At 59.7% G+C, this 23,816-nt stretch carries 20 protein-coding genes; 8 read left to right on the forward strand and 12 right to left on the reverse strand.

Annotation, left to right across the window (positions count from 1 at the left end; translation table 11 throughout):
• Positions 1–2 precede the first annotated feature (2 nt).
• From AACW30_RS13310 to ppsA, 8 genes are all read right to left on the reverse strand, one after another.
• Positions 3–986 (reverse strand): OmpA family protein, encoded by a 984-nt coding sequence (locus AACW30_RS13310; protein ID WP_200622806.1) that lies wholly within the window; start codon positions 984–986, stop codon positions 3–5.
• A gap of 107 nt (positions 987–1,093) precedes the next feature.
• A complete protein-coding gene (sigX, locus tag AACW30_RS13315) occupies positions 1,094–1,684 on the reverse strand; it encodes an RNA polymerase sigma factor SigX (protein WP_034120675.1) in 591 nt (196 codons plus the stop codon).
• Positions 1,685–1,771: 87 nt separating this feature from the next.
• Complete coding sequence (locus AACW30_RS13320; RefSeq protein WP_003193288.1) at positions 1,772–2,596, reverse strand: mechanosensitive ion channel family protein; 825 nt, start codon at positions 2,594–2,596, stop codon at positions 1,772–1,774.
• Between the two features lie 2 nt (positions 2,597–2,598).
• Positions 2,599–2,844 (reverse strand): hypothetical protein, encoded by a 246-nt coding sequence (locus AACW30_RS13325; protein WP_005790375.1) that lies wholly within the window; start codon positions 2,842–2,844, stop codon positions 2,599–2,601.
• An 86-nt stretch (positions 2,845–2,930) separates the two neighbouring features.
• The gene (locus AACW30_RS13330; RefSeq protein WP_106576303.1) at positions 2,931–3,926 is read right to left on the reverse strand and encodes a zinc transporter ZntB; all 996 of its coding nucleotides are present in this window, start codon (positions 3,924–3,926) and stop codon (positions 2,931–2,933) included.
• Between the two features lie 25 nt (positions 3,927–3,951).
• Positions 3,952–4,443 (reverse strand): ribonuclease E activity regulator RraA, encoded by a 492-nt coding sequence (gene rraA / locus AACW30_RS13335; RefSeq protein ID WP_106576302.1) that lies wholly within the window; start codon positions 4,441–4,443, stop codon positions 3,952–3,954.
• Positions 4,444–4,673: 230 nt separating this feature from the next.
• Positions 4,674–5,663, reverse strand: a complete 990-nt coding sequence (locus tag AACW30_RS13340; RefSeq protein WP_124418250.1) for an alpha/beta fold hydrolase — start codon at positions 5,661–5,663, stop codon at positions 4,674–4,676.
• Between the two features lie 106 nt (positions 5,664–5,769).
• Complete coding sequence (ppsA, locus tag AACW30_RS13345; RefSeq protein WP_106576300.1) at positions 5,770–8,145, reverse strand: phosphoenolpyruvate synthase; 2,376 nt, start codon at positions 8,143–8,145, stop codon at positions 5,770–5,772.
• A 178-nt stretch (positions 8,146–8,323) separates the two neighbouring features.
• Here ppsA and ppsR point away from each other — a divergent pair, with 178 nt between their 5' ends.
• Complete coding sequence (ppsR, locus tag AACW30_RS13350; protein WP_058412273.1) at positions 8,324–9,142, forward strand: posphoenolpyruvate synthetase regulatory kinase/phosphorylase PpsR; 819 nt, start codon at positions 8,324–8,326, stop codon at positions 9,140–9,142.
• Positions 9,143–9,251: 109 nt separating this feature from the next.
• Here the strand turns inward: ppsR and AACW30_RS13355 are convergent, their stop codons facing one another.
• A complete protein-coding gene (locus AACW30_RS13355) occupies positions 9,252–10,676 on the reverse strand; it encodes an aminotransferase-like domain-containing protein (protein ID WP_106576709.1) in 1,425 nt (474 codons plus the stop codon).
• A 160-nt stretch (positions 10,677–10,836) separates the two neighbouring features.
• Here AACW30_RS13355 and AACW30_RS13360 point away from each other — a divergent pair, with 160 nt between their 5' ends.
• The 5 genes from AACW30_RS13360 to AACW30_RS13380 are packed head-to-tail and all read left to right on the forward strand — an operon-like array spanning position 10,837 to position 16,325.
• Positions 10,837–11,730, forward strand: coding sequence for a DMT family transporter (locus tag AACW30_RS13360; RefSeq protein WP_164487959.1), 894 nt, complete (start codon positions 10,837–10,839; stop codon positions 11,728–11,730).
• Positions 11,731–11,768: 38 nt separating this feature from the next.
• Positions 11,769–13,631, forward strand: a complete 1,863-nt coding sequence (gene moeB / locus AACW30_RS13365; RefSeq protein ID WP_106576298.1) for a molybdopterin-synthase adenylyltransferase MoeB — start codon at positions 11,769–11,771, stop codon at positions 13,629–13,631.
• Positions 13,632–13,646: 15 nt separating this feature from the next.
• The gene (locus AACW30_RS13370) at positions 13,647–14,561 is read left to right on the forward strand and encodes a PLP-dependent cysteine synthase family protein (protein WP_200622807.1); all 915 of its coding nucleotides are present in this window, start codon (positions 13,647–13,649) and stop codon (positions 14,559–14,561) included.
• Between the two features lie 37 nt (positions 14,562–14,598).
• Positions 14,599–15,591: a serine O-acetyltransferase gene (locus tag AACW30_RS13375; RefSeq protein ID WP_106576296.1), complete on the forward strand. Its 993-nt coding sequence runs from the start codon at positions 14,599–14,601 to the stop codon at positions 15,589–15,591.
• A 2-nt stretch (positions 15,592–15,593) separates the two neighbouring features.
• The gene (locus AACW30_RS13380) at positions 15,594–16,325 is read left to right on the forward strand and encodes an alanyl-tRNA editing protein (RefSeq protein WP_169367416.1); all 732 of its coding nucleotides are present in this window, start codon (positions 15,594–15,596) and stop codon (positions 16,323–16,325) included.
• Positions 16,326–16,384: 59 nt separating this feature from the next.
• On the opposite strand, the gene AACW30_RS13385 is transcribed toward AACW30_RS13380, so the two are convergent.
• Positions 16,385–17,275 (reverse strand): hypothetical protein, encoded by an 891-nt coding sequence (locus tag AACW30_RS13385; protein ID WP_200622808.1) that lies wholly within the window; start codon positions 17,273–17,275, stop codon positions 16,385–16,387.
• Positions 17,276–17,668: 393 nt separating this feature from the next.
• Between AACW30_RS13385 and AACW30_RS13390 the strand changes: the two genes are divergently transcribed.
• On the forward strand, positions 17,669–19,414 hold the full coding sequence (locus tag AACW30_RS13390; RefSeq protein WP_106576293.1) for an ABC transporter permease: 1,746 nt from the start codon (positions 17,669–17,671) through the stop codon (positions 19,412–19,414).
• A gap of 14 nt (positions 19,415–19,428) precedes the next feature.
• Complete coding sequence (locus AACW30_RS13395) at positions 19,429–20,748, forward strand: ABC transporter ATP-binding protein (protein ID WP_200622809.1); 1,320 nt, start codon at positions 19,429–19,431, stop codon at positions 20,746–20,748.
• Between the two features lie 159 nt (positions 20,749–20,907).
• Here AACW30_RS13395 and prpD read toward each other — a convergent pair whose 3' ends face one another.
• Positions 20,908–22,392, reverse strand: a complete 1,485-nt coding sequence (gene prpD, locus AACW30_RS13400) for a 2-methylcitrate dehydratase (RefSeq protein WP_200622811.1) — start codon at positions 22,390–22,392, stop codon at positions 20,908–20,910.
• A gap of 231 nt (positions 22,393–22,623) precedes the next feature.
• Positions 22,624–23,814 carry a 2-methylaconitate cis-trans isomerase PrpF gene (gene prpF / locus AACW30_RS13405; protein WP_124418255.1) on the reverse strand — a complete coding sequence of 397 codons (1,191 nt, stop codon included), beginning with the start codon at positions 23,812–23,814 and terminating at the stop codon, positions 22,624–22,626.
• Between the last annotated feature and the right edge of the window lie 2 nt (positions 23,815–23,816).

Below are 23,816 nucleotides of genomic sequence, written 5' to 3' on the forward strand. Positions count from 1 at the left end.
AATTACTGAGCAGCTTGAGCTTCTACCGAGGCTTCTACGCGACGGTTGATAGCACGGCCAGCTTCAGTTGCGTTGTCAGCAACTGGGCGGGATTTGCCATAACCAACCGAGCTTACACGGTTAGGAGCAATACCGTCTTTGACCAGAACTTGCTTGACCGCGTCAGCACGACGCTGGGACAGCTTCTGGTTGTAAGCGTCAGGACCGACGGAGTCAGTGTGACCTTCAACAACGGTGGTGGTTTGTGGGTACTGTTTCATGAAGTCAGCGAGGTTTTTCACGTCGCCGTAGCTGTTAGGCTTAACAACCGCCTTGTCGAAGTCGAACTTCACGTCCAGCTCAACACGAACAACCTGAGCAACTGGAGCTTCTGGCTCTGGAGTTGGCTCTGGAGCTGGTGCTGGGGTAGGAGCTGGAGCTACTGCGCCAGCGTTACCGCCGAAGTTTACGCCCAGGCCAACCAGTGCGGAGTAATCCCACTTGCCGTTGTCCAGGTTGTAGTCAGACTCAACACCGGCACGTGCGAACAGGTTGTTGGTGAAGTAGTACTTCACACCAGCGCCAGCGATAGCCAGAGTGGACTGGTCGCGACCTTTGTGGCCGTCAACTTCAACGTTGGTACGGCTCTGGTGACCGAAACCACCTTCAACGTATGGACGCAAGGAGTCAACACCAGCCTGACCGAAGTGGTACTGAGCAGTCACGCTGCCAGTGTCACCTTTGATCTTCTGGCTGCCAGTACCGTCGTTCGAACGGGTGTGGTTGGTGGTGTCGTAGTTCAGGTTGATCGACACGTCGTCGGTCAAGAAGTAACCGATGCTTGCGCCAGGGTTGAAGCCGTCTTCGATGTGCTTAACGCTATCGTTGTACTGCTTCTTGTAGAACAGCTGGCCTTCAACTGCGCCTTGGCCTTGTGCCAGAGCGCCGAAAGAAGTGGCAGCAATAAGAGAACCAATGGCAAAGCCCAAGGTGTTTTTCAGTTTCATCCGTTAAATCCCCATCTGGTGATTGTAAAGCAGTCCCACAAACCGGGGGACAACTCGGCGACAAGTCTAACAGAACTTGCCTACACGTAAGAGATATTTGCCACGCACTAAGTTTCAGTCTCGCCCGCAAATTTCTCACGTAATTTATCAAGAGCACGCTTGTAACGCATTTTTGTAGCACTCAAACCCATGTGCATGATGTCAGCAATTTCCTGAAACTCCAGCTCTGCGACAAATCGTAGCACCAAAATTTCGCGGTCAATTGGATTCACATGCACCAACCAGCGATCAAGTCCGCCCTTTTCCTCGGGTGCTGGCGCCTTTTCTTCAGACGCTTCCTCAAGGGGGTCCAGACTCAAAGCGTCCATCAACCGACGCTTTCGCCGCTCCTTACGATACTGCGTGATGCACTCGTTGTACGTGATGCTGTAGAGCCATGTCTTGAACTTCGATTTGCCCTCGAAGTTCTTCAGGCCATACAGCACCTTGAGCATCACTTCCTGACAGACATCGTCCGCATCTCTATCGTTCCCTAAATACCTTGAACAAACGTTGAACAGAGTGCGTTGATATCTGCGCATCAATTCTTCGTACGCGCGTGTTACGTGAAACAGCTCCGTGTGTGCGCGCGCGACCAACTCCTCATCAGAGAGCTCACGGGGGTCATAGCGCGTGGACAGCGTTTGGGCTTTATTCAAAACAAGTCGTGCCGGCAGTCAGGTCAATGTCCGCTGCAGCCCGGTTACCCGGGTTTGCGGCGGCGTACATTAGCAGGGTTTGCCGGATTAGCGGCTACTGACCTGCTGCTCCAGAAGAATCCGATTGGACAGCGATACCAGCTCACCGTCATCGGTCAGCACGGTCGTCTTGACTGTGCCGATCTCCTCGATTTGCCCTTCGACCTCGCCCACACGCACCTGTTGCCCCACCTGATACAGCTCACGCACATAGATTCCCGCAAGAATCTGACCGGCAATTTCCCGGCTTCCCAGCCCCATGGCCAGCGCAACGGCCAGACCAACGGTAATCAAAACAATCACAATCACATGGTTGAGCAGGTCAGTTTTGACCTCGAGCTGGCTGATCGCAACGGAAATACTGATGATGATCACCAGCCCCTGAGCGATCCGCCCCAGGCCCGCAGCATAGTCCAGCCCCACGCCTTCAGCGGCTCCGCGCACCAGCCCATTGGCCAGTTGTGCCAGTAAAACGCCTACGAGCAGCACCAGCGCGCCACCGAAAACTTTCGGCAAATACAGCGCCAGCATGTCGAGCGTAGCTGAAACTCGCTCAAGTCCAAGGGATTGAGCAGCAGAAACCAGAAAAATAAGTAAAACGAACCAATAAACGATCTTCCCGATGAGGGTCGAGATCGGTACTTGCAGCCCGGCACGACCCAACAGCTTGGTCAGGCCCGTGCCTGCCATCAAGCGGTCCAGGCCCAGTTTTGCAAGCAATTTGGACAGCAGGGTGTCGAGCAGCTTGGCCACGACAAAGCCCAGCAAGACCAAAACCAGAGCACCAAACAGGTTGGGAATGAAATTCGCCACCTTGGTCCACAATGCAGTCATCGCAGTGACCAGGCTCTGGGTCCAGAGATCAAGTTCCATATTCAATCAGCCTTATCAGCAGTGCGAGCAAGAGGTTTACGACGGGAAACCGGCGATACATGGGCCGAACCGTTGTTCAAAGCCATCATCAGCGCCGGCAGCCAGCGACCGAGCAGCCCGAACAGATCTCCCGCACCGACCTGACGGTTGGCGGTTTTCAACACGCGACCCAGGCAAGCGTCGTCGTCACGGTTGGACGGCGAAGCATTAAGCATGTCACGCAAAGACTGTTCGAACGGATCGTGCATAAAGACCTCTCGCAAGTGATTTAAAAGACGAGGGTTAAATTCCCGGGGTCACATATACCCCCTACTACGTTCAGGTCATATTCAGGTCAAACCCAACGCAATCGTCGAAACAGCCACCATTGTCCCAACGCGACGGCCACCATCATCAGGCACGCAATCATGAATCCGTAGGGGCTGGCGGAGAACGGAATACCGCCCACATTTATGCCCAGCAAACCGGTGAGAAAACTCATCGGCAAAAAAATCCCGGTGATGATACCGAAGCGGTACATGGTGCGGTTCATCCGCAGGCTCAATCGCCGGTCTTCGGTCTCAAGCACAAGCCCCACGCGCTCTCGAGCCAATTCGAGCTCTTCCAGGTAACGCGTCAGGCTGTTGTGTAATTCGTTCCAGTAGTCAGCATCGTCATCACAAAACCACGGCAATTTGGTTCGCGTCAGTTGGGCAAAAATATCTCGCTGAGGGGCGAGAAAACGTTTGAGCCCTGCCGCGCGCCGACGGATCTGCAGGACGCTGCCATGTTCCGGAGTATACCGTTCGTCGGCATCCAGTTTTTCTTCTTCGATATCGACAACTTCAGACAGGTCGGTAACCAGATCCTGCACTTTGTTGGTCAGGTACTGCGCCATATAAAGGATGAGTTCCGAAGCGGTTTTCGGTCCTTTCCCCTCCGCCAGTTGCACCAGCAACTCATCCGTGGCGCGCAGTGGACGCAGGCGCAAGGAAATCACGCGATCGGCCGCTGCGAAGATACGCACCGACACCATGTCTTCCGGTTCGGCGCCCGGGTTCAGGTTGACCCCGCGCAGAAACAGCAGCAATTGGGCTTCGGGCAGCGGCAACAGGCGCGGACGGGTATTTTCCTCCAGCAGCAAGTCGCAGGCAAACTCGCTCAAGCCGCTGGATTTACGCAGCCAGGTCTGGGTCTGCGGATGGCTGCGATCCCAATGCAGCCACAGGCTTTCCTGAGGCTGCAGTTGCAAGTCGTCGAGCTCAGTCCGGGCAATCGAACGCGCACCGCCTTTACCGTCCAGCACTAGGGCATGCACCAGCCCCCATTGCGCGTTTTCTTCCTCGAACATCCTCACCCCTATCGGCTACAGCAGTTTATTCAGGCATTGTCAGCGGGCTGGGCGAGACGATCACGCCGTTATTGTCCGCATAGATGTACTCACCGGGGCGGAACGTCACGCCGGCGAAGGTCACTGCCACGTTCAGGTCGCCAATGCCGCGCTTGTCGGTCTTCATCGGGTGAGTTGCCAGCGCCTGCACGCCCAGATCGGTTTGGGCAATGACATCGACATCCCGGATGCAGCCGTAGATCACCAGCCCTTCCCACCCGTTCTTTGCGGCTTTCTCGGCAATCATGTCACCGAGCAACGCGCGACGCAGCGAACCACCACCGTCGACCACCAGCACCTTGCCGGCGCCCGGCTGATCGGCCTGTTCCTTGACCAGGGAGTTGTCCTCGAAGCATTTGATGGTGACGATCTCGCCGCCAAAGGAATCCCGGCCACCGAAATTACTGAACATCGGCTCAACCACCTGCACCAGCTCCGGGTAGGCATCGCACAGATCGGGCGTCACGTAATGGTTCATCGAGAAACTCCTGTCATCAAATAAGAGGTCGAACATCCCACGGTGTACATCAGAAAAACGTGTCGCAACAGGCAATCTTTAACGGTTCACCGGTTGGCGGCGGCCATGATCGGACTCACTTCGTCGCAACGCAATAGCGACTGCGCGACTGAATATGACCAGAAGCGTTTAACGCGTCATATCTTAGCCGCAACCACACACGAGTGAAACGCCCTTGGCAGAGCGCTTGATCAAACAGCTGCCAGTACCTGCGGGTGCGCACCGGCCAAGGGTGTCAATGGATCGTTCAACCACCGCGCTACCATTGGCCATACCTCGGCTTGAGCGGCTTTGCTGACCAGCATCTCGACATGCCCGAAATCCCCGCTGAAGCCCTGCTGGCGCCCCAGACACAAGTATTGGCGGTGCTCGGAGCCGACTTGCTCGAACAACTTGCGGCACGCCCAATCCGGGTCCTGCTGGTCACCGGCGGCACTCACCGCCAACAACGGCACATCGACTTCCGCGAGGCCCTTCCACCAATCCTGTTTCCCATCGCCAAAGCGACCGAACAGGCCGTTCCAACGCATGGCTTCGATCATCACGCCCGCAGGCTCATCCTCCGGACCACGCTTAAGCCGCGCGCCGGACACCTCGCCAAAACGTTTCAGGAGCAAACGAGCGGTCCACTCCACCGGGGGAATTTTCAACGGCCAGTGGGTACGGCTGACCTGGCAACCAAACAACGCCACCGAGGCCACCGCTGGCGCCCCCAGGTACTGCCCGCCGAGGGCTGCAGCCAGTGCGGTACCGCCCAGGGAATGCCCGATCCAGTGCGGGATTTGTGCACTTTGCTCACGCACAAACGCGCCGATGGCCGGCAAATCGTAACGCGCGTAGTCGGCAACGCGATTGCTCGCGTAGTCATGGTTGCGCTTGGACAAGCCATGCCCGCGCATTTCCGCAATCCACACATCAAAGCCCTGGCGCGCCAGATAGGCGCCCAAACCGATGCCTTTGGGCGAGTACCAGAAACGCCGGTTGGAAAAACTACCGTGCAATAAAATTACCGGCGTGCCCCGGTTTTCCGGGACATCGGCCAGGCCCAAACGCGTTACGGCCAGCTCGACGGTGCCGTCGGGGCTGTTGCCGGGTTTGAGGCGGTACACGTCTTCACTCAGGTCGCCGCGACGTTCAGCACTGATCAGGGCGACGGGAAACAGGTTGCTGCTGCTTTGCATAATGCTCTTGCACAAAAAAGGGCGGCGTCCGGAAGGAGTTCCGCCCTGCACAGATAAGAATGCCGGTCACCCTTGAGGAGTGACCGGCACTTTTTAAGTCACGACCTTAGGCGGACGCTTGCCCTTCCGCCAGGAAGAACCAGGTTTCCAACACGGAATCGGGGTTCAGCGAGACGCTCTCGATACCCTGTTCCATCAGCCATTTGGCCAGGTCCGGGTGGTCGGAAGGGCCCTGGCCGCAGATGCCGATGTACTTGCCGGCCTTGTTACAGGCCTGGATGGCGTTGGCCAGCAGCTTCTTGACCGCAGGGTTACGCTCATCGAACAGGTGGGCGATGATCCCCGAGTCACGGTCCAGGCCCAGGGTCAGCTGAGTCAGGTCGTTGGAGCCAATGGAGAAACCGTCGAAGAACTCCAGGAACTCTTCGGCCAAAATGGCGTTGGACGGCAGCTCGCACATCATGATGACGCGCAGGCCGTTTTCACCACGGCTCAGGCCGTTTTCTGCGAGCAGGTCGACCACTTGGCTCGCTTCGCCCAAGGTACGCACGAACGGCACCATGATCTCGACGTTGGTCAGGCCCATCTCATTGCGCACGCGCTTGAGAGCACGGCACTCAAGCTCGAAGCAATCGCGGAAGGCCTCGCTGATGTAACGCGAGGCACCACGGAAGCCCAGCATCGGGTTTTCTTCTTCCGGCTCGTAGAGCTTGCCGCCGATCAGGTTGGCGTATTCGTTGGACTTGAAGTCCGACAGCCGCACGATGACCTTTTTCGGGTAGAACGCCGCCGCCAGGGTGCTGATGCCTTCCACCAGCTTCTCGACGTAGAAGCCCACCGGATCGTTGTAGCCGGCGATGCGCTTGTCGACGCTTTCCTTGATGTCCAGCGGCAGGCCGTCGTAGTTCAGCAGAGCCTTGGGGTGCACGCCGATCATGCGGTTGATGATGAACTCCAGGCGGGCCAGGCCCACACCGGCGTTCGGCAACTGCGCAAAATCAAAGGCGCGGTCCGGGTTGCCGACGTTCATCATGATCTTGAACGGCAGGTCCGGCATGGCATCGATGGAGTTTTGCTTGATGTCGAAGCCCAGCTCACCTTCAAAGATGAAACCAGTGTCGCCTTCAGCGCAGGATACGGTCACGCCCTGGCCGTCCTTCAACAGTTGGGTCGCGTTGCCGCAGCCCACCACTGCCGGAATACCCAGCTCGCGGGCGATGATCGCCGCATGGCAGGTGCGCCCGCCACGGTTGGTGACGATGGCGCTGGCGCGCTTCATCACCGGCTCCCAGTCCGGGTCGGTCATGTCGGACACCAGCACGTCGCCCGGCTGGACTTTGTCCATCTCGGACACGTCCTTGATGATCCGCACCTTGCCGGCGCCGATGCGCTGGCCGATGGCACGACCTTCCACCAGCACGGTGCCGGTTTCTTTCAGCAGATAGCGTTCCATAACGTTGGCAGAGGTGCGGCTTTTCACGGTTTCAGGACGCGCCTGCACGATGTACAGCTTGCCGTCATCACCGTCCTTGGCCCACTCGATGTCCATCGGGCACTTGTAGTGCTTTTCGATGATCATCGCTTGTTTGGCCAACTCGCTGACCTCAGCGTCGGTCAGGCAGAAACGCGCGCGCTCGGCCTTGTCGACTTCAACGGTCTTTACCGAGCGACCGGCCTTGGCCTCGTCGCCGTAGATCATCTTGATGGCCTTGCTGCCCAGGTTGCGGCGCAGGATCGCCGGGCGACCGGCCTCAAGCGTGTGTTTGTGTACGTAAAATTCGTCCGGGTTCACAGCGCCCTGTACCACGGTTTCGCCCAGGCCGTAGGCGCCGGTGATGAACACCACGTCACGGAAACCGGATTCGGTGTCCAGGGTGAACATCACGCCGGCGGTGCCGGTTTCCGAACGCACCATGCGCTGCACACCGGCAGACAGGGCCACCAGCTTGTGGTCGAAACCCTGGTGTACGCGGTAGGAAATGGCGCGATCGTTAAAGAGGGAGGCAAATACTTCCTTGGCCGCGCGGATCACGTTTTCGACGCCGCGGATATTCAGGAAGGTTTCCTGCTGACCGGCAAAGGAGGCGTCTGGCAAATCTTCGGCGGTGGCCGAAGAGCGCACGGCGACGGCCATGTCCGGGTTGCCGGCCGACAATGTAGCGAAGGCGGTACGGATTTCTTCGTTGAGCTTCTCGGGGAACTCGGCGTCCATGATCCATTGACGGATCTGGGCACCGGTCTTGGCCAGGGCGTTGACGTCATCGACGTCCAGGGCGTCCAGCGCGGCGTGGATCTGGGCGTTGAGGCCGCTCAGCTCGAGGAAGTCGCGGTAAGCCTGGGCCGTGGTGGCGAAACCACCGGGCACCGAGACACCAGCGCCTGCAAGATTACTGATCATCTCGCCGAGGGATGCGTTCTTGCCCCCCACATGCTCTACATCATGGACGCCGAGCTTATCGAGGGAAACTACGTACTCTACCAAGGTGATCTCTCCACTTTCTGTGTTGGAAAAGCTCAGGACGCCGGCGGCTCAGTAGGAGCAAACGCCAGCGCTTGTGGCCTGGACCTGGAAAATAAGTGAGAATGCGGCCCACTGCGGGACGGCAAAATCGCGCCTATCATATCCAAGATTCGCCATCAGCTTAAGGCCCAGGGCTCAAATGAAACGATCTGCTTTCTTTATCTCCGACGGCACCGGCATCACAGCCGAAACATTGGGTCAGAGCCTGCTCGCGCAGTTCGAAAACATTACCTTCGCCAAATTCACGCGGCCCTATATCGACAGCGTGGATAAAGCGCGGGCCATGGTACAACAAATCAATCTGGCGGCTGAAAAAGACGGTTTTCGCCCGATCATTTTCGACACCATCGTCAATCAAGACATCCGTGAGATCCTCGCCACCTCCAATGGTTTCATGATCGACATCTTCTCCACGTTCCTGGCGCCCCTGGAACAGGAGTTGAGTGAACACTCCTCCTATTCAGTAGGAAAGTCCCATTCCATTGGCCACAACTCCAACTATATGGAGCGTATCGAGGCGGTAAACTTTGCCCTCGACAACGATGACGGCGCCCGCACTCATTATTATGACAAGGCCGATTTGATCCTGGTGGGTGTGTCCCGCTGCGGTAAAACCCCGACGTGCCTGTATATGGCCATGCAGTTCGGTATCCGCGCGGCCAATTACCCGCTGACCGAAGACGACATGGAACACCTGACGCTGCCGGCCGCCCTGCGCGCGCACCAGCATAAGCTGTTCGGTCTAACCATCGACCCGGACCGCCTCACGGCGATTCGTAACGAACGCAAGCCCAATAGCCGCTATTCCAGCTACGCACAGTGCGAGTTCGAAGTGCGCGAGGTGGAAAATCTGTTCCGTCGCGAGAATATTGCGCACATCAATTCCACGCATTTTTCGGTGGAAGAGATTTCGGCGAAGATTCTGGTGGAAAAAGGCGTGGAGCGCCGATTCAAATAACTGCGGTGCCTGGGCCGGCCCCTTCGCAGGCAAGCCAGCTCCCACATTTGAATGCATTCCCGTGTGGGGGCTGGCTTGCCTGCGATGAACGTTAACGCGGTAAACCGGCCTACAGGTGAAACCGCCCCCCCCCCTGCCCCAACGCCGTGGCCAGCGCATCAAACCCCGCCCGCAACAATTGATCGTCACCCGACGTATTACAGATACTCGCCCGAATAAACTGCGGCACCGCCGTTTGCCCTACGGCAAAGGCCTCGGCCGTGGCGATCAGGTAATTATTCTGCTTGAGTTCCGCTTCGATTTCCGACGCGCGCCATGGCTCCGGCACTTCAATCCAAAAATGCGGACTGTTGAGGTGGGTGCGGTACTCAAGGCCGGTCAGCAGGTCGCGCACCAGGGCTTTGCGGCGGCTGATCTCGTTGATCTGCTGACGTAGCAGGTATTCCGCCGTGCCGTTTTCGATCCACTGGGTCGCCAGCTCCAGGGTGACTGGCGTGGCCATCCAGCACGTCGAGCGCAAGGCCGCCGAAATACGGCTGACCAGCGCCGGTGGCGCGTGCACATAGCCCACCCGCAAACCTGCGGACACCGCCTTGCTCAGGCTACTGATCAAAATCGTACGTTCAGGCGCGAAATGGCTGAGGGGCGGCGGCCGATCTTCTACCAATACGCCGTGGGCTTCGTCTTCCAGAATCAGCAGATTGTGCTCGCGACACACCTTGACCAACGCTTCCCGGCGCGCGACCGACAATACCGCCGTGGTCGGGTTCTGGATGGTGGGCGTGCAATACAACGCCGAAACCCGGTGATTACGACAGACTTCATCCAGCGCGCCCGGCAGCACGCCTTCTTCATCCATCTCCAGGCCGATCAGGCGCACGCCGAGCATGCGCGCGGCCGTGATCAGCCCTGGATAGGTCAGCTGTTCGGTAACCACCGTATCGCCCGCCCGCAGCAATGCCATCATCGCGCACAGCAGGCCATGCTGACCGCCGTTGACGCAGATGACCTGTTCGGGAATCGGATGAAAATCACGCTGCACCAGCCACTGCGCCCCGGCCTCACGGTAGCGCGGCAAACCGGCATCCGGAGTGTAGGCGCTGATGTCCTGGAGAAACTTGGCGTTGGTCGACAACGTTTGAAAGCTCTGGGCCAGAAACACCGTCTCCTGACCAGGAATATGCATGTTACGGCTCATGTCGAAGTAATGGCGCGGCTCCTCGCTGACGTTGCGAAAACCTTCATCACGCTGGCGCTCCATCCCACGCTTGCGCACGAAAGTGCCGTCACCCACTCGCGCCACCACCAACCCAAGGCGTTCCAGTTCGCCGTAGGCTCGGCTGATAGTGCCGATGGTCACACCCAGATTGTCGGAAAGCACCCGATGGGGCGGCAGTTTTCGTCCGGGTTCAATCAAGCCTTCAAGGATGCCCCGTTCCATCACATCGGACAGGCGCTTGTACTTCACGCCCTGACCGCTGGACAACCCCTCACGCATAATTGACACCATGTCAATATTTGTTTTGACAGCCATCATTCGCCCTAATAGTGTGCTTTTACGGGTTCAATCACCGGATGAAACAACTTAATACACAGTCAATATAGAGTTCAATTCCGGCTCAGGGAAGCAATAAACGATGCCAATGTCCGCCGTTCTTGAAAACACAACAAAAACAAAAACTCAGAAACAGTGGTTGGCCGGCCTGGTAACCAGCGTGATGTTTCTTATCGTGTGCCTGAGTTGGGGCACTACATGGCTGGGGATTAAGATCGCCGTCGAAAGCGTGCCACCGCTGACCTCCGCGGGCCTGCGCTTCCTGATCGCCTTCCCGCTGTTCCTGTGTTTCGCCCTGGTGCGCCGCGAGCCCATCCTGTTCCCGCGTGAAAGCCGCTGGTTCTTCGTATTCGTGACGCTGTCCTACTTCAGCGTTCCCTATTACCTGCTCAACTACGGCGAGATGCATGTTTCTTCAGGCCTCACCGCGCTGCTGTTCAGCTGCATGCCGGTGTTTATCCTGATTTTTTCCGCGCTGTTTCTGCGCGAGCGCATCTATTTTTCCCAGGTGGTCGGCATCGGCATCGGTTTCGGCAGCCTCTACATGATCATCAAGAGCCAGGGCCTGCACCTGGACCACGCCGAGTTCTTCGGGGTGCTGGCGATTCTGACCGCCGCGATCATGCATGCCTTGTGCTACGTCATTACCAAGCAAAAAGGCAGCGCCATCAGCGTGATCACCTACAACACACTGCCCATCGGCATTGCCGGGTTGATGCTGTTCGTGGCCGGCCTGTGGTTTGAAACTCCAACCTTTGAAACCATCACGCTGCGTTCCTGGAGCGCGCTGTTCTACCTGGGGCTGGTGGCGTCGGTGGGCGGGTTTATCGTGTATTTCATGCTGCTCAAGCGCTTGAGTCCGATCATTCTGTCGTTCGTGTTCATCATCTTCCCGGTATTCGCGGTGATCATCGGCGCCTGGTACGAAGGCGTGGAAATTTCCCGTGACCTGATGCTGTATTCCGCCATCCTGCTGGCTGGTTTTGCGATCACCAAGCTGCCTGTCGAAAAACTCCTGGCCAAGAAAAATTGAGCCTCCTGACCCACCCCTATCAGCAACGCGAGAGAAACATGGACGTCCTCCGCCCCAATGCCCTGGAGCAGATCTATGCCCACGCCAGCCGCAGCTACCCAGAGGAATGCTGTGGTTTTGTCTTCGCCGACGGCAGCGTGTACCTGGGCAGCAATATCCAGAACGAATTGCACCGCAAGAACCCCCAGATGTACTCGCGCAGCGCGGCCAACGGCTACACCTTCTCGGTGGCCGACACCCTGTTGATGAACAAGGCGTTGCGCAGTGATAACCCGGTGGTGGTGATCTATCACTCGCACCCGGATGTCGGCGCCTATTTCAGTGACGAAGACCAGGACAAGGCGCTGTTCCTGGGTGAGCCGATCTACCCCGTGAGCTACCTGGTGGTGGATGTACGCCAGGGCAAGGCCCTGGGCTCAAAGCTGTTTGCCTGGGACGGCAAGCATTTCGCCCCTCAACCCTTCAACGACCTGCACACGGAGTTGTCCATGAACGCTGTCTCTTTCCCCGACATTCTGGTTCGCGTGGCCAAGCTGCCGGAATCGACCCTCGAGGGCACCGGATCGACATTGCGCGAAGTCATTGAAAACCTCTGCAGCAGCCATCCGCAGCTGCGCCCGCACCTGTTTCACGAGCAGAACAATCAGCTCAAGGAACACTTCCTGTTCACGGCCGAGGAAGAACTGATCGACGCCGACGAACCCTTGCCGGAAAAAGCCAGAATCGAAGTGCTGCTCGCCACCTCGGGCGGCATGGACGTGGAGGCTTTAAGCAATGAAGAAGTGCAGCGCTACGTGCGCCATATCACTCTGCCTGGCGTCGGGCGCGAAGGTCAGTTGAACCTGAAAAAGGCCAAGGTATTGATCATCGGCACCGGCGGCCTCGGCTCGCCCATCAGCCTGTACCTGGCGGCGGCCGGCATTGGCACCCTGGGCCTGGTGGACTTCGATGTGGTGGAAAGCAGCAACCTGCAACGCCAGATCGTTCACGGCAACAGCACACTGGGCATGCCCAAGGTCGAGTCGGCCAAGCAGCGCCTGCAGGATCTGAACCGGCACATCCAGATCAACGCGCACGACACCGCCCTCAACGCCGACAACGCCCTGGAGCTGGTAGGCGCCTACGACCTGGTGATCGATGGCACCGATAATTTCGACACGCGTTACCTGGTCAACGACGCCTGCGTGCAGCTGGGTAAGCCGCTGGTCTACGGCGCCATCTACCGCTTCGACGGGCAGATCAGTGTGCTCAACTATAAAGGTGGGCCGTGCTACCGCTGCCTGTTTCCCTCTGCACCGCCTGCCGAGCTGGCACCCAACTGCAGCGCCGGCGGCGTAATCGGCGTCTTGCCGGGGGTGGTCGGCATGATTCAAGCCACCGAGGCCATCAAGTTGCTGATCGGCATTGGCGAGCCGCTGTCCGGTCGGTTGATGCGCTTCGATGCGCTGGCGATGAAATTCAGCGAAATCCGCTTCAAGCGTCGCGCCGACTGCCCGTGCTGCTCGGCGCTGCGTCGCAGCGAACCCGTGGCGCCGACAGTGTGTGCCGATGCCGTGCCCAGCCAACCGTCACTGGCCGAAGAACGCTACATCAAGCCGCGAGTACTCAAGCAAGTGCTTGAACACCACCGCAGCGCCGATGTGCTGCTGGACGTGCGTGACGCCACTGAACTGGAGGTGTGCAAACTGCCAGGCGTGGTGCATATCCCCCTGGCCGAACTGGATGAGCAACTGCATAGCCTCAGCCGCGACAACACCCATTACCTGATCTGCTACGCCGGCTCCCGCGCCGAGCAAGCCGCCAGCACCTTGCTGGCCGCCGGTTTCGCCAACACCAAAGTCCTGCAGGGCGGCATGAAACACTGGGTTCGCGACGTCGAACCCGACATGCCTTTGTACTGATCCGGGGGCTGACCGATGTTGCATAACTCCATTCTTGACGTGATCGGCCACACGCCGATCGTGCGTCTGGCGCAGTTTTCCGAAGACCTTGGCATCGAGGTCTACGCCAAGCTGGAATCCCTCAACCCAGGTGGCAGCCACAAGGCACGCATCGCCCTGGGCATGATCCTCGACGCCGAGCGCCGCGGTGTGCTGATGCGTGATTCCGGGCAGACCATCATCGAGCCCAGCGGCGGCAACACCGGCATTGGGCTGGTGATGGCCGGCAACGTGTTGGGTTACAAAGTGGTGCTGGTGATCCCGGACAACTACAGCCCCGAAAAACAGAAACTGCTGCGCCTGTACGGTGCCAGGGTGGTGCTGTCGGACAGCCGTCTGGGGAACAACTCCCACGGCGAAAAGTGCATGGAGCTGCAGCTGGAAAACCCCAGCTACGTGATGCTCAACCAGCAGCGTAACGGCGCCAATCCGCAAACCCACCGCGACACCACCGCCCCGGAAATCCTTCGCGTGTTCGGTGAACGGCGCGTGGATTATTTCGTCAGCGGCATCGGCACCGGCGGCCACCTCACGGGCATCGGCGAAACGCTCAAGGCCGCCTGGCCTGCACTGCGGGTCATGGGCGTGGAACCGGAGGAATGCGACCTGCTGAAAAACCAGCACGCGCCGCACCATATCCAGGGCCTGTCGATTGGCTTGATCCCGAGCATTCTCAACCTGGACGTGATCGACGGCATGCTCAAGGTGTCGCACCAGGCCTGCATCGACATGATCAAACGCATCATGCGCACCGACGCCATCAGCCTGGGCTTGTCCTCGGCCGCCAACATGGTCGCCATCGCCCAACTCGCCCCCGAACTGCCGCCCGAAACGGTGGTGTTGACCATGGTCTACGACAATGCTGACAGCTACCTGCCCAGTTTCGAATAACCGGTTTCCCAACCATCCAGAACGCGGGGGTGCCTCCATGGGGGGCTTTATCGACATGCAACAGCTGCACGATGAGTTGCTCACCCACCTCATCAAGACCTTGACGCCTGCGCAGATCAAGCAGCTGGAACCGCACCTGGCGCCGCTGATCCAGAACGCCGCCCAGGCGGTGGCCGAAGACTTGATCGCCTATGCCTACCGCGACCCGGCGTCACGCGGGCGCGGCGAGTTGATTCTGGAATCCTATGCCTCGTTCAAGGCCGTGCTGTTTTACCGCCTTGCGCACCTGGTATGGCATTTCCCCGATCAAACCAATGGCGAGTTTTCGCGCATGGCTCTCAAGCTCAGCAACCAGGGCAAAATCCTCTCTGGAGCCGAGATCCATCCCGCTGCGCGCATAGGCCGGCGCTTCGTGCTGGACCACGGTTACGGCACAGTGATCGGCGAAACCTGCGAGATCGGCAACGACTGCTACATCCTCTGCGGCGTGACACTGGGCGCCCGCGGGATCGCCAACAACCCGGATGGCAAACGCCACCCGCGCCTGGGCAACAACGTCGAGGTCGGCGCCGGCGCCCGCGTGTTGGGTTATGTGCTGATCGGCGACAACGTGTTTATCAGCCCTTCGTGCGTCATCACCCAGGACGTGCCTGCAGGGACCAAGGTCAAGGTGGTTAATCAGGTTCAACTGCAGAAAAACGATGAGTCAGACCACAGCAACTACCTCGGGGCGTTTGCCCTGGACGAGCGTTTGCATGTGGTCGGTGAAGTGAATGCCAGCCACAAGGTCACGGTGCTCGACGCCGACTTTCACCCGTTGCAGGGGCTGATGCTGGAGCCCACGGTGAAAGAGCGTCATCACCTGCAGTTTCGCCTGCGCCGCCTCGACGTCGGCGAGCAGCTGCCACGCTTGCCGCTGAACCTGAAAATCTGCGGGCCGGAATTTGAAATCACCCTGCTCTCCCCCCCTGGCTTGAGTGCGATGGTGCGCCACCTGTTGCAAGCCAGCCCACTGATTGTCGGAGGTTGAACATGTCTGTGCACACCATGGAAACCCTGGCGCTGTTCGACAGCGCGCCCTATCAGAATGCCTTCAGCGCGCGGGTAATTGCTGTCAGCGAACACGGCATTGCCCTGGAGCACACGCTGTTCTACCCCACCGGCGGCGGCCAGCCGGGCGACACCGGGCACCTGACACTGGCCGATGGCACGCGCGTCGAGGTGATCGGCACTGTACGCGACCCGGTGCTGCGTTCGATCATCTGGCATCAAGTCGAAGAGTGTCCGCCGCAGTTGACTGCCGGGGTCCAGGTGGACGCGGGTCTGGACTGGGAGCGCCGCTACCAGCATATGAAGATGCACACCTGCCTGCATTTGCTGTGCTCGATCATTGATGCCCCCGTCACCGGTTGCAGCATCAGCGCAGACAAAGGCCGGCTGGATTTCGACTTGCCGGAAATGACCCTCGATAAAGACAGCATCACCCGCGACCTCAACGCCCTGATCGAGCAGGCCCACGTGGTAAAAACCCTGTCGATGCCCGCCTCGGAGTACTCAACCCTGCTGCAGATCACCCGTACCCAGGCGGTAGCGCCGCCGGTGATTCAGGGTTCGGTGAGGGTAATTGAAATCGCCGGCATCGATATCCAGCCATGCGGTGGCACCCATGTGATCAACACCGAGGAAATCGGCCGGGTGTTCTGCGAGAAAATCGAGAAGAAGAGCAAGCACAACCGCCGGGTGATCCTGCGGTTCGAGGGATAGATCAACCCTGACGCGGCCCGTATGGGGTGCCCCCATACACGGCCGACGCGGTGCAGCCCTTATTGCTTTTGCTCGCTGATTTTCTTGCTCAAGGCTTCGATCTGCGCCTGAAGCTGCGCAACCACGGCCTTGAACTGCGCTTCCATCTGATCAAGCCCAGCCTGGAGCTGGGCGTTTTCGCTCATGAGTGCTTCGACGCCACGCGCAGAAGTCGCGTCTGGCTCATCGCTCGGGACCGGCGTTGAGTCACTCGCGGGCGCAGTTGCGTCGGGTGACGGACCCGTCTCAGCGGAATTGTCCGGCTCAGAAGGCACCGCGTTCTGAGGCGTGCCAATCGCGTCAATGCGTTGAGCCAAGCCCTGAATTTGCTCTTGCAGTTGCTGAATCACCGTCTTGAGCTCCCCGAAAAACGCTAACACTTCCTGACGAAACGCTTTGCTCTCACGGTTCAACGCTTCAAGGCTTTGAGCCTGGCCCGGCTCAGTTCCCGATGGGTCCTGTGTAACCGGCGTAGCCTGCGACGGCGCAGTGTGCTGCTCACCTGCAGAACGGTTCTGCGGCGCAGCCTCAGGCTCATTCGAGGAGGGTCGAGTGGTATTGAGTTGCTGAGTCAGGTCGACGACTTGCTGTTGGAGGCTCTGGATCTGCGGCCCAACCTCGGCGGCAAACCCCTGGAACTTGGCACGAAGCGCTATATTTTTTTGCGTCAGTTCTGCCAGCAAGTCCGTTGCCTCCGAGCCCTGTGACGTTGGCGGGTTCACGATGGCGCTATGACTTGAGAACTGGCCGCGCTGCTCGGGCGTCATCGCGGGACGCAGCGGCGCCGAATCGGGCGGGGTACTGGTGCGTTCGGATGCGTGGGCGCTGTCCTGGTAGCTGATGGGCGACGGCTTTTGAGGCTGTTCATAGCCAACCGTGTAGGGTGCTGGTCGAGTGTTTACGCTAGTCATAGGGACCTTCCCGGATTCAGATAGTGGAGGGGTGATTGCCGATTCGAAGGCCTGCGTTCGCACGCCGTCTGGTTACCTGATTGGCGTTTCTCTGAAAGAGGGTTCCGGAACCGTAGGGCGGGTAAGTGGCTATTTGTATCTCAGGCAAAAAACAGTGGTGTCTTGCGGTTGTGTCAGGGCGCACGCCCGGTGCACCACCACATAAGCCGCAGTTCGTACAGGAAACTGACAGCAAATTTATGTGCTTGTAACATTCAGAAACGTACAATCCCGCCAGCAACGCCTCGTTGCCCCTGACTCACGAAAACAGCGCCCGCCCTTCTCGGTGGGTCATTCGTGCAGCAGCTAAGCTCACTCCCATCACGCCCCTGAACGCTGCAGGACTGACTGCCTATGAACAGAGTGTTTCGTCACTATTTACCGGCGTCCACGCTGCGCTTGCTGCCCAATCGCTGGGATTTGGTCGCCTTGCCGTTGGTGATCGGCTTTTTATTGTTTTTCTCCATTACGGCGCGGGAAACCTGGGCACCGATCGCCACGTTGCAAAGTGAAGTCATCTCCCTCGACCCGGCCAACCTGCCGGAATACGCCATGCGCACCACCCTGCGCATGCTGGCGGCGATGGTCGCCGCGCTGGTCTTCACCCTGTTGTACGGCACCCTGGCCGCCAAAAGTCGGCGTGCCGAGAAACTGCTGGTGCCGGTGCTCGACATCCTGCAATCGGTGCCGGTGCTCGGCTATATCTCGTTTACCGTGACGTTTTTCCTGTTGCTGTTTCCCGGGCGTGTACTGGGCGCCGAGTTCGCCGCGATCTTTGCGATTTTCACCAGCCAGGCCTGGAACATGACGTTCAGTTTCTACCAGTCGCTGCGCATGCTGCCCCACGACCTGGTTGAAGTGTCGACCAACCTGCGGCTCTCCGGCTGGCAGAAGTTCTGGAAGCTCGACGTGCCCTTCGCCATGCCCGGGCTGGTCTGGAACATGATGATGAGCATGTCCGGCGGCTGGTTTTTTGTGGTCGCCTCCGAAGCCATTACCGTCGGCGACAAGACCATCACCCTGCCGGGCGTGGGTTCTTACCTGGCCCTGGCCATTGCCCAGAAAGACCTGCACGCCGTGGGTTACGTGATCCTGGCGATGATTGTGGTCATCTTGATGTATGACCAGTTCCTGTTCCGCCCGCTGGTGGCCTGGGCCGACAAGTTCCGCATGGAGACCACGGCCTCTCAGGGCGCCGCGCCGCAATCCTGGCTATTGAACCTGATCCAGCGTACGCGCGTGGTTCAGCGCATCCTGCGCCCGATCACCCGTGCCATCAGCCGTATCGGTAACAAGCGTTTCAGCCTTGCGGGCGGTGCGCTCAAGGCATTGCCGGCAGAAACACCGAAGGCGTCAAAAGTGATCGATTGGGTGTGGGGCACACTCATAGCGCTGCTGGCCGCGTATGCGCTGTATCACATCGTGCAGTACGTCGGCACCGAAGTGACCTTTGCCGAGGTCGGCCATGTGTTCGTGTTGGGCCTGATCACGCTGCTGCGGGTAACCGGGCTGATCCTGATCGCATCACTCATCTGGGTGCCGCTGGGCGTGATGATCGGCCTGCGCCCCAGCCTGGCGGAGAAAATCCAGCCCCTGGCGCAGTTCCTCGCCGCCTTCCCGGCGAACCTGCTGTTCCCGGTATTCGTCATCGTGATCCTGCACTACAAGCTCAACCCGGACATCTGGCTGAGCCCGCTGATCGTGCTGGGCACCCAGTGGTACATCCTGTTCAACGTGATCGCCGGGGCCAGCGCGTTTCCCAATGACTTCAAGGAAGCTGCCGCCAACTTCCGCATTCGCGGCTGGTTGTGGTGGCGCAAGGTGATGCTGCCGGGGATCTTCCCCTATTACGTTACCGGGGCCATTACGGCTTCGGGCGGCGCGTGGAACGCCAGTATCGTTTCCGAGTACGTGTCCTGGGGCCAGGACAACGTGGTCGCCCACGGGCTGGGCGCCTACATTGCACAGACCACCGCCGCCGGCGACTTCCCGAAAATCGCCCTGGGCGTGGTGGTGATGTCGATCTTTGTGGTGGCCTTCAACCGCGCAGTCTGGCGGCCGATGTACGCCCTGGCTGAAAACAAACTTCGCTTGAATTGACGGGATTCGCTGTGATGAATACCAATACCGAACACGCTGCTGATACCCCGCAAATCTACTCGCTGAAAAACGTCAACCGGGTTTTCGGCAAGGGCAAAGACGAGCTGCAAGTGCTCAGCGGCGTGGACTTGAGCCTGCACGAAGGCGAGATCGTCGGCATGCTCGGGCGCTCCGGCTCGGGCAAGTCCACCTTGCTGCGCATCATCGCCGGGCTGATTCAGCCGTCGTCGGGCGAAGTTCACTACAACGGCGTGCCGCTCAACGGCCCGGCCGAAGGCGTGGCCATGGTGTTCCAGACCTTTGCGCTGTTCCCCTGGCTGACCGTGCTGGAAAACGTGGAAGCCGGCCTGCAAGCCTTGCAAGTCGAGCGCAAGGAAAGCCGCCGCCGTGCCCTGGCCGCCATCGACCTGATCGGCCTGGACGGGTTCGAAAACGCCTACCCGCGCGAATTGTCCGGCGGCATGCGCCAGCGCGTGGGCTTTGCCCGTGGCCTGGTGGTTAACCCGACGCTGCTGCTGATGGACGAACCGTTCTCGGCCCTCGACGTGCTCACTGCCGAAACCCTGCGCACCGACTTGCTGGACTTGTGGAGCGGCAAGCAACTGCCGATCAAATCGATCCTGATCGTGACCCACAACATCGAAGAAGCGGTGCTGATGTGCGACCGCATCCTGGTGTTGTCGTCCAACCCTGGCCGCGTGGTCGCCGAAATCAAAGTGCCATTCGCGCACCCGCGCAACCGCCTGGACCCGACCTTTCGGCAAATGGTCGACGACATTTATGCCTTGATGACCGACCGGCGCAGCGCCGATGCCAAAGGCATCCCCGAGTTGAAAATGGGCAGCCTGCTGCCGGAAGTGTCGACCAACCTGATGGCCGGCCTGATCGAAACCCTCGCCGCCGAGCCTTACAACGGCCACGCAGGTTTGCCCACGGTGGCCGAGCGCCGTTTGCTGGAAGTGGACGATTTATTCCCGGTGGCCGAGATGCTCGAGCATTTGGGTTTCGCAGAACTCAAGGACGCCGACATCACCCTTACCGACGCCGGCAAACTGTTCGCCGACTACGGCACCCAGGAACGCAAAACCCTGTTCGCCGAGCATTTGATCCGGCACGTGCCACTGGCCGCGCGCATTCATCAGGTGTTGCTTGAGCGCAGCGGGCACCGCGCGCCACGGGTGCGCTTCGAGCAGGAGCTGGAGGACTCGATGACCGAAGCCTTTGTGCAGAAAACCCTGGAAAGCGTGGTGGCGTGGGGCCGGTATGCGGAGATTTTCTCCTATGACGACCATACCGAGACCTTCAGCCTGGATGATGTGGAAGGCAGTATGTAGGCTTCCACAGAAAAGCAGATCACCACGGCCTTGCACTTGAACTCGGTCAAATTGTGGGAGCGGGCTTGCTCGCGAATGCGCTGGGTCAGTGACAGATGAAATGCCTGGCACTCCGCTTTCGCGAGCAAGCCCGCTCCCACATTGGCGCGGTGGTGTTTGTCAGATTACAAATAAGTCCACAAATCGATTCACCGGCGTAGCCTCAAGCCGCGCCTGATCCTTGCACAACGCAAATATCTCGTCACTGCGCTGCGCGGTAAACCGCGTGGCCAGGTTGGCCTTGAACTTGTCTTCCAGCAATGGAATGCCATCCACCCGACGCCGACGATGGCCAATCGGGTACTCCACCGCCACCTGCTCGGTGCTGGAACCATCCTTGAAAAACACCTGCACCGCGTTGGCGATGGAGCGTTTGTCCGCCTCCAGGTATTCGCGGCTGTAGCGTGGCTCTTCGACGATCACCATCTTCTGGCGCAATTCATCGATGATCGGGTGGGCCGCGTGAAACGCGTCCTCGTACTGCTCGGCCACCAGATTGCCGAAGGCCAACGGCACCGCGGTCATGTATTGCAGGCAGTGGTCGCGGTCGGCGGCGTTGGCCAACGGGCCAACCTTGGAGATGATACGAATCGCCGACTCGTGGGTGGTGATCACGATGCGCTCGATTTCATGCAGGCGAGCTTTGACCTGCGGGTGCAATGTCACTGCGGCTTCGCAGGCGGTTTGCGCATGGAATTCGGCGGGGAAGCTGATCTTGAACAGTACGTTTTCCATCACATAAGTGCCGTAGGGCTGCGACAGGCGGAACGCGCGTTTGTCCTCAGGTTTGAGCGCCAGGTCGTTGTTGGTGTGACTGAACAGCACGTCATAGAAGCCCCACTGCGGCGCACTCAACACACCCGGAATGCCCATCTCGCCGCGCAAGGCGATATCGGCCAGGCGCACGCCACGGCTCGACGCATCCCCGGCGGCCCAGGATTTGCGCGAACCGGCGTTTGGCGCGTGGCGGTAAGTGCGCAGTGCCTGGCCGTCGACAAACGCATGGGACAAGGCCGCGAGCAACTGCTCGCGGTTGGCGCCCATCAGCTTGGCGGAAACCGCCGCGGAGGCGACTTTCACCAGCAACACGTGGTCGAGGCCGACACGGTTGAAGGAGTTTTCCAGGGCGATCACGCCCTGGATTTCGTGGGCCATGATCATCGCTTCCAGCACCGCGCGCACGGTCAGCGGCGCGTCGCCATTGGCCACGCGCTTTTGCGAAAGGTGGTCGGCCACGGCGAGGATGCCGCCGAGGTTATCCGAAGGGTGGCCCCATTCGGCGGCGAGCCAGGTGTCGTTGTAGTCGAGCCAACGCACGATGCAGCCGATGTCCCAGGCGGCTTTGACCGGGTCCAGGCGGAACGAGGTGCCCGGCACGCGCGCCCCGAACGGCACGACGGTGCCCTCCACGAGTGGCCCCAGGTGCTTGGTGCACTCGGGAAAACGCAGGGCCAGCAGGCCACAGCCGAGGGTGTCCATCAGGCAGTGGCGGGCGGTGTCCAATGCGGCCTGGGAGTCGATGCGGTAATCGAGGACATAATCGGCGATGTCCTGCAGGACCTGGTCGTAGTCGGGGCGGTTGTTCTGGTCGACGTTGGCGCTCATGGCAGTTCTCCAAACAGTTAGGGGTTGTTCCATCCTCAGGGTCAGGGTTGATCATGTGTTGGCAGGTCTGAGTGCCTGCTTATAAGTGTTGGGTAGCGCTTAAGCCCTTGTGGGCGCGGGCTTGCTCGCGAATGCAGTGGGCCCGTCAACTTATGTGCAGCTGACACACCGCATTCGCGAGCAAGCCCGCTCCCACACAAGCCCACTCCCACAGGGGTTCGGTGCCGGGGATTAAAAGGCGTCGCCGGGCACGCGTACGAAACCTTCCATCAATACCCGCGCGCTGCGGCTCATGATGGCTTTCTTAACCACCCATTCGCCGTTCACCTGGGTCGCCTCCGCGCCCACACGCAAGGTGCCGGACGGATGCCCGAAGCGCACCGCGTTACGTTCCACACCACCGGCTGCGAGGTTGACCAAGGTGCCGGAAATCGCCGCCGCCGTGCCAATCGCCACCGCCGCCGTGCCCATCATCGCGTGGTGCAACTTGCCCATCGACAAGGCGCGCACGAGCAAATCCACATCACCGGCCTTGATTGCCTTGCCGCTGGACGCCACGTAGTCCAAAGGCTTGGCCACAAAGGCGACCTTGGGCGTGTGCTGACGCTGGGCGGCTTCGTCAAGATGCTTGATCAGGCCCATGCGCAATGCGCCATAGGCCCGCACGGTTTCAAACATCGCCAGGGCTTTGGGGTCGCTGTTGATCGCGCCTTGCAGCTCGGTGCCGGTGTAGCCGAGGTCTTCGGCATTGATGAAAATCGTCGGGATGCCCGCGTTGATCAGCGTCGCCTTGAAAGTGCCGACACCGGGCACCTCCAAGTCGTCGATCAGATTACCGGTGGGGAACATCGAGCCACCGCCGCCCTCCTCTTCCGCCGCCGGGTCCATGAACTCCAGCTGCACTTCGGCGGCCGGGAAGGTCACGCCGTCGAGTTCGAAGTCGCCGGTTTCCTGCACCGCGCCGTCGGTGATCGGCACATGGGCGATGATGGTCTTGCCGATATTGGCCTGCCAGACCCGCACCACGGCCACGCCGTTGCGGGGCACGCGGGCGGGGTCGACCAGCCCGGCGCTGATGGCGAACGAACCCACCGCCGCCGACAGGTTGCCGCAGTTACCGCTCCAGTCGACAAAAGGCTTGTCGATGGAGACCTGGCCAAACAAATAGTCCACGTCGTGATCGGCGCGGGTGCTCTTGGCCAGGATCACGGTTTTGCTGGTGCTCGAGGTGGCGCCGCCCATGCCGTCGATTTGCTTGTCGTAGGGATCGGGGCTGCCGATCACCCGCAACAGCAAAGCGTCGCGCGCGGCGCCCGGCACCTGCGCGGCTTCGGGCAGGTCCTTGAGGCTGAAAAACACGCCCTTGCTGGTGCCGCCACGCATATAGGTGGCGGGGATTTTGATTTGCGCTGCGTGTGCCATGG

This window comes from Pseudomonas sp. MF6747, assembly GCF_963890955.1.
Taxonomy (GTDB): domain Bacteria; phylum Pseudomonadota; class Gammaproteobacteria; order Pseudomonadales; family Pseudomonadaceae; genus Aquipseudomonas.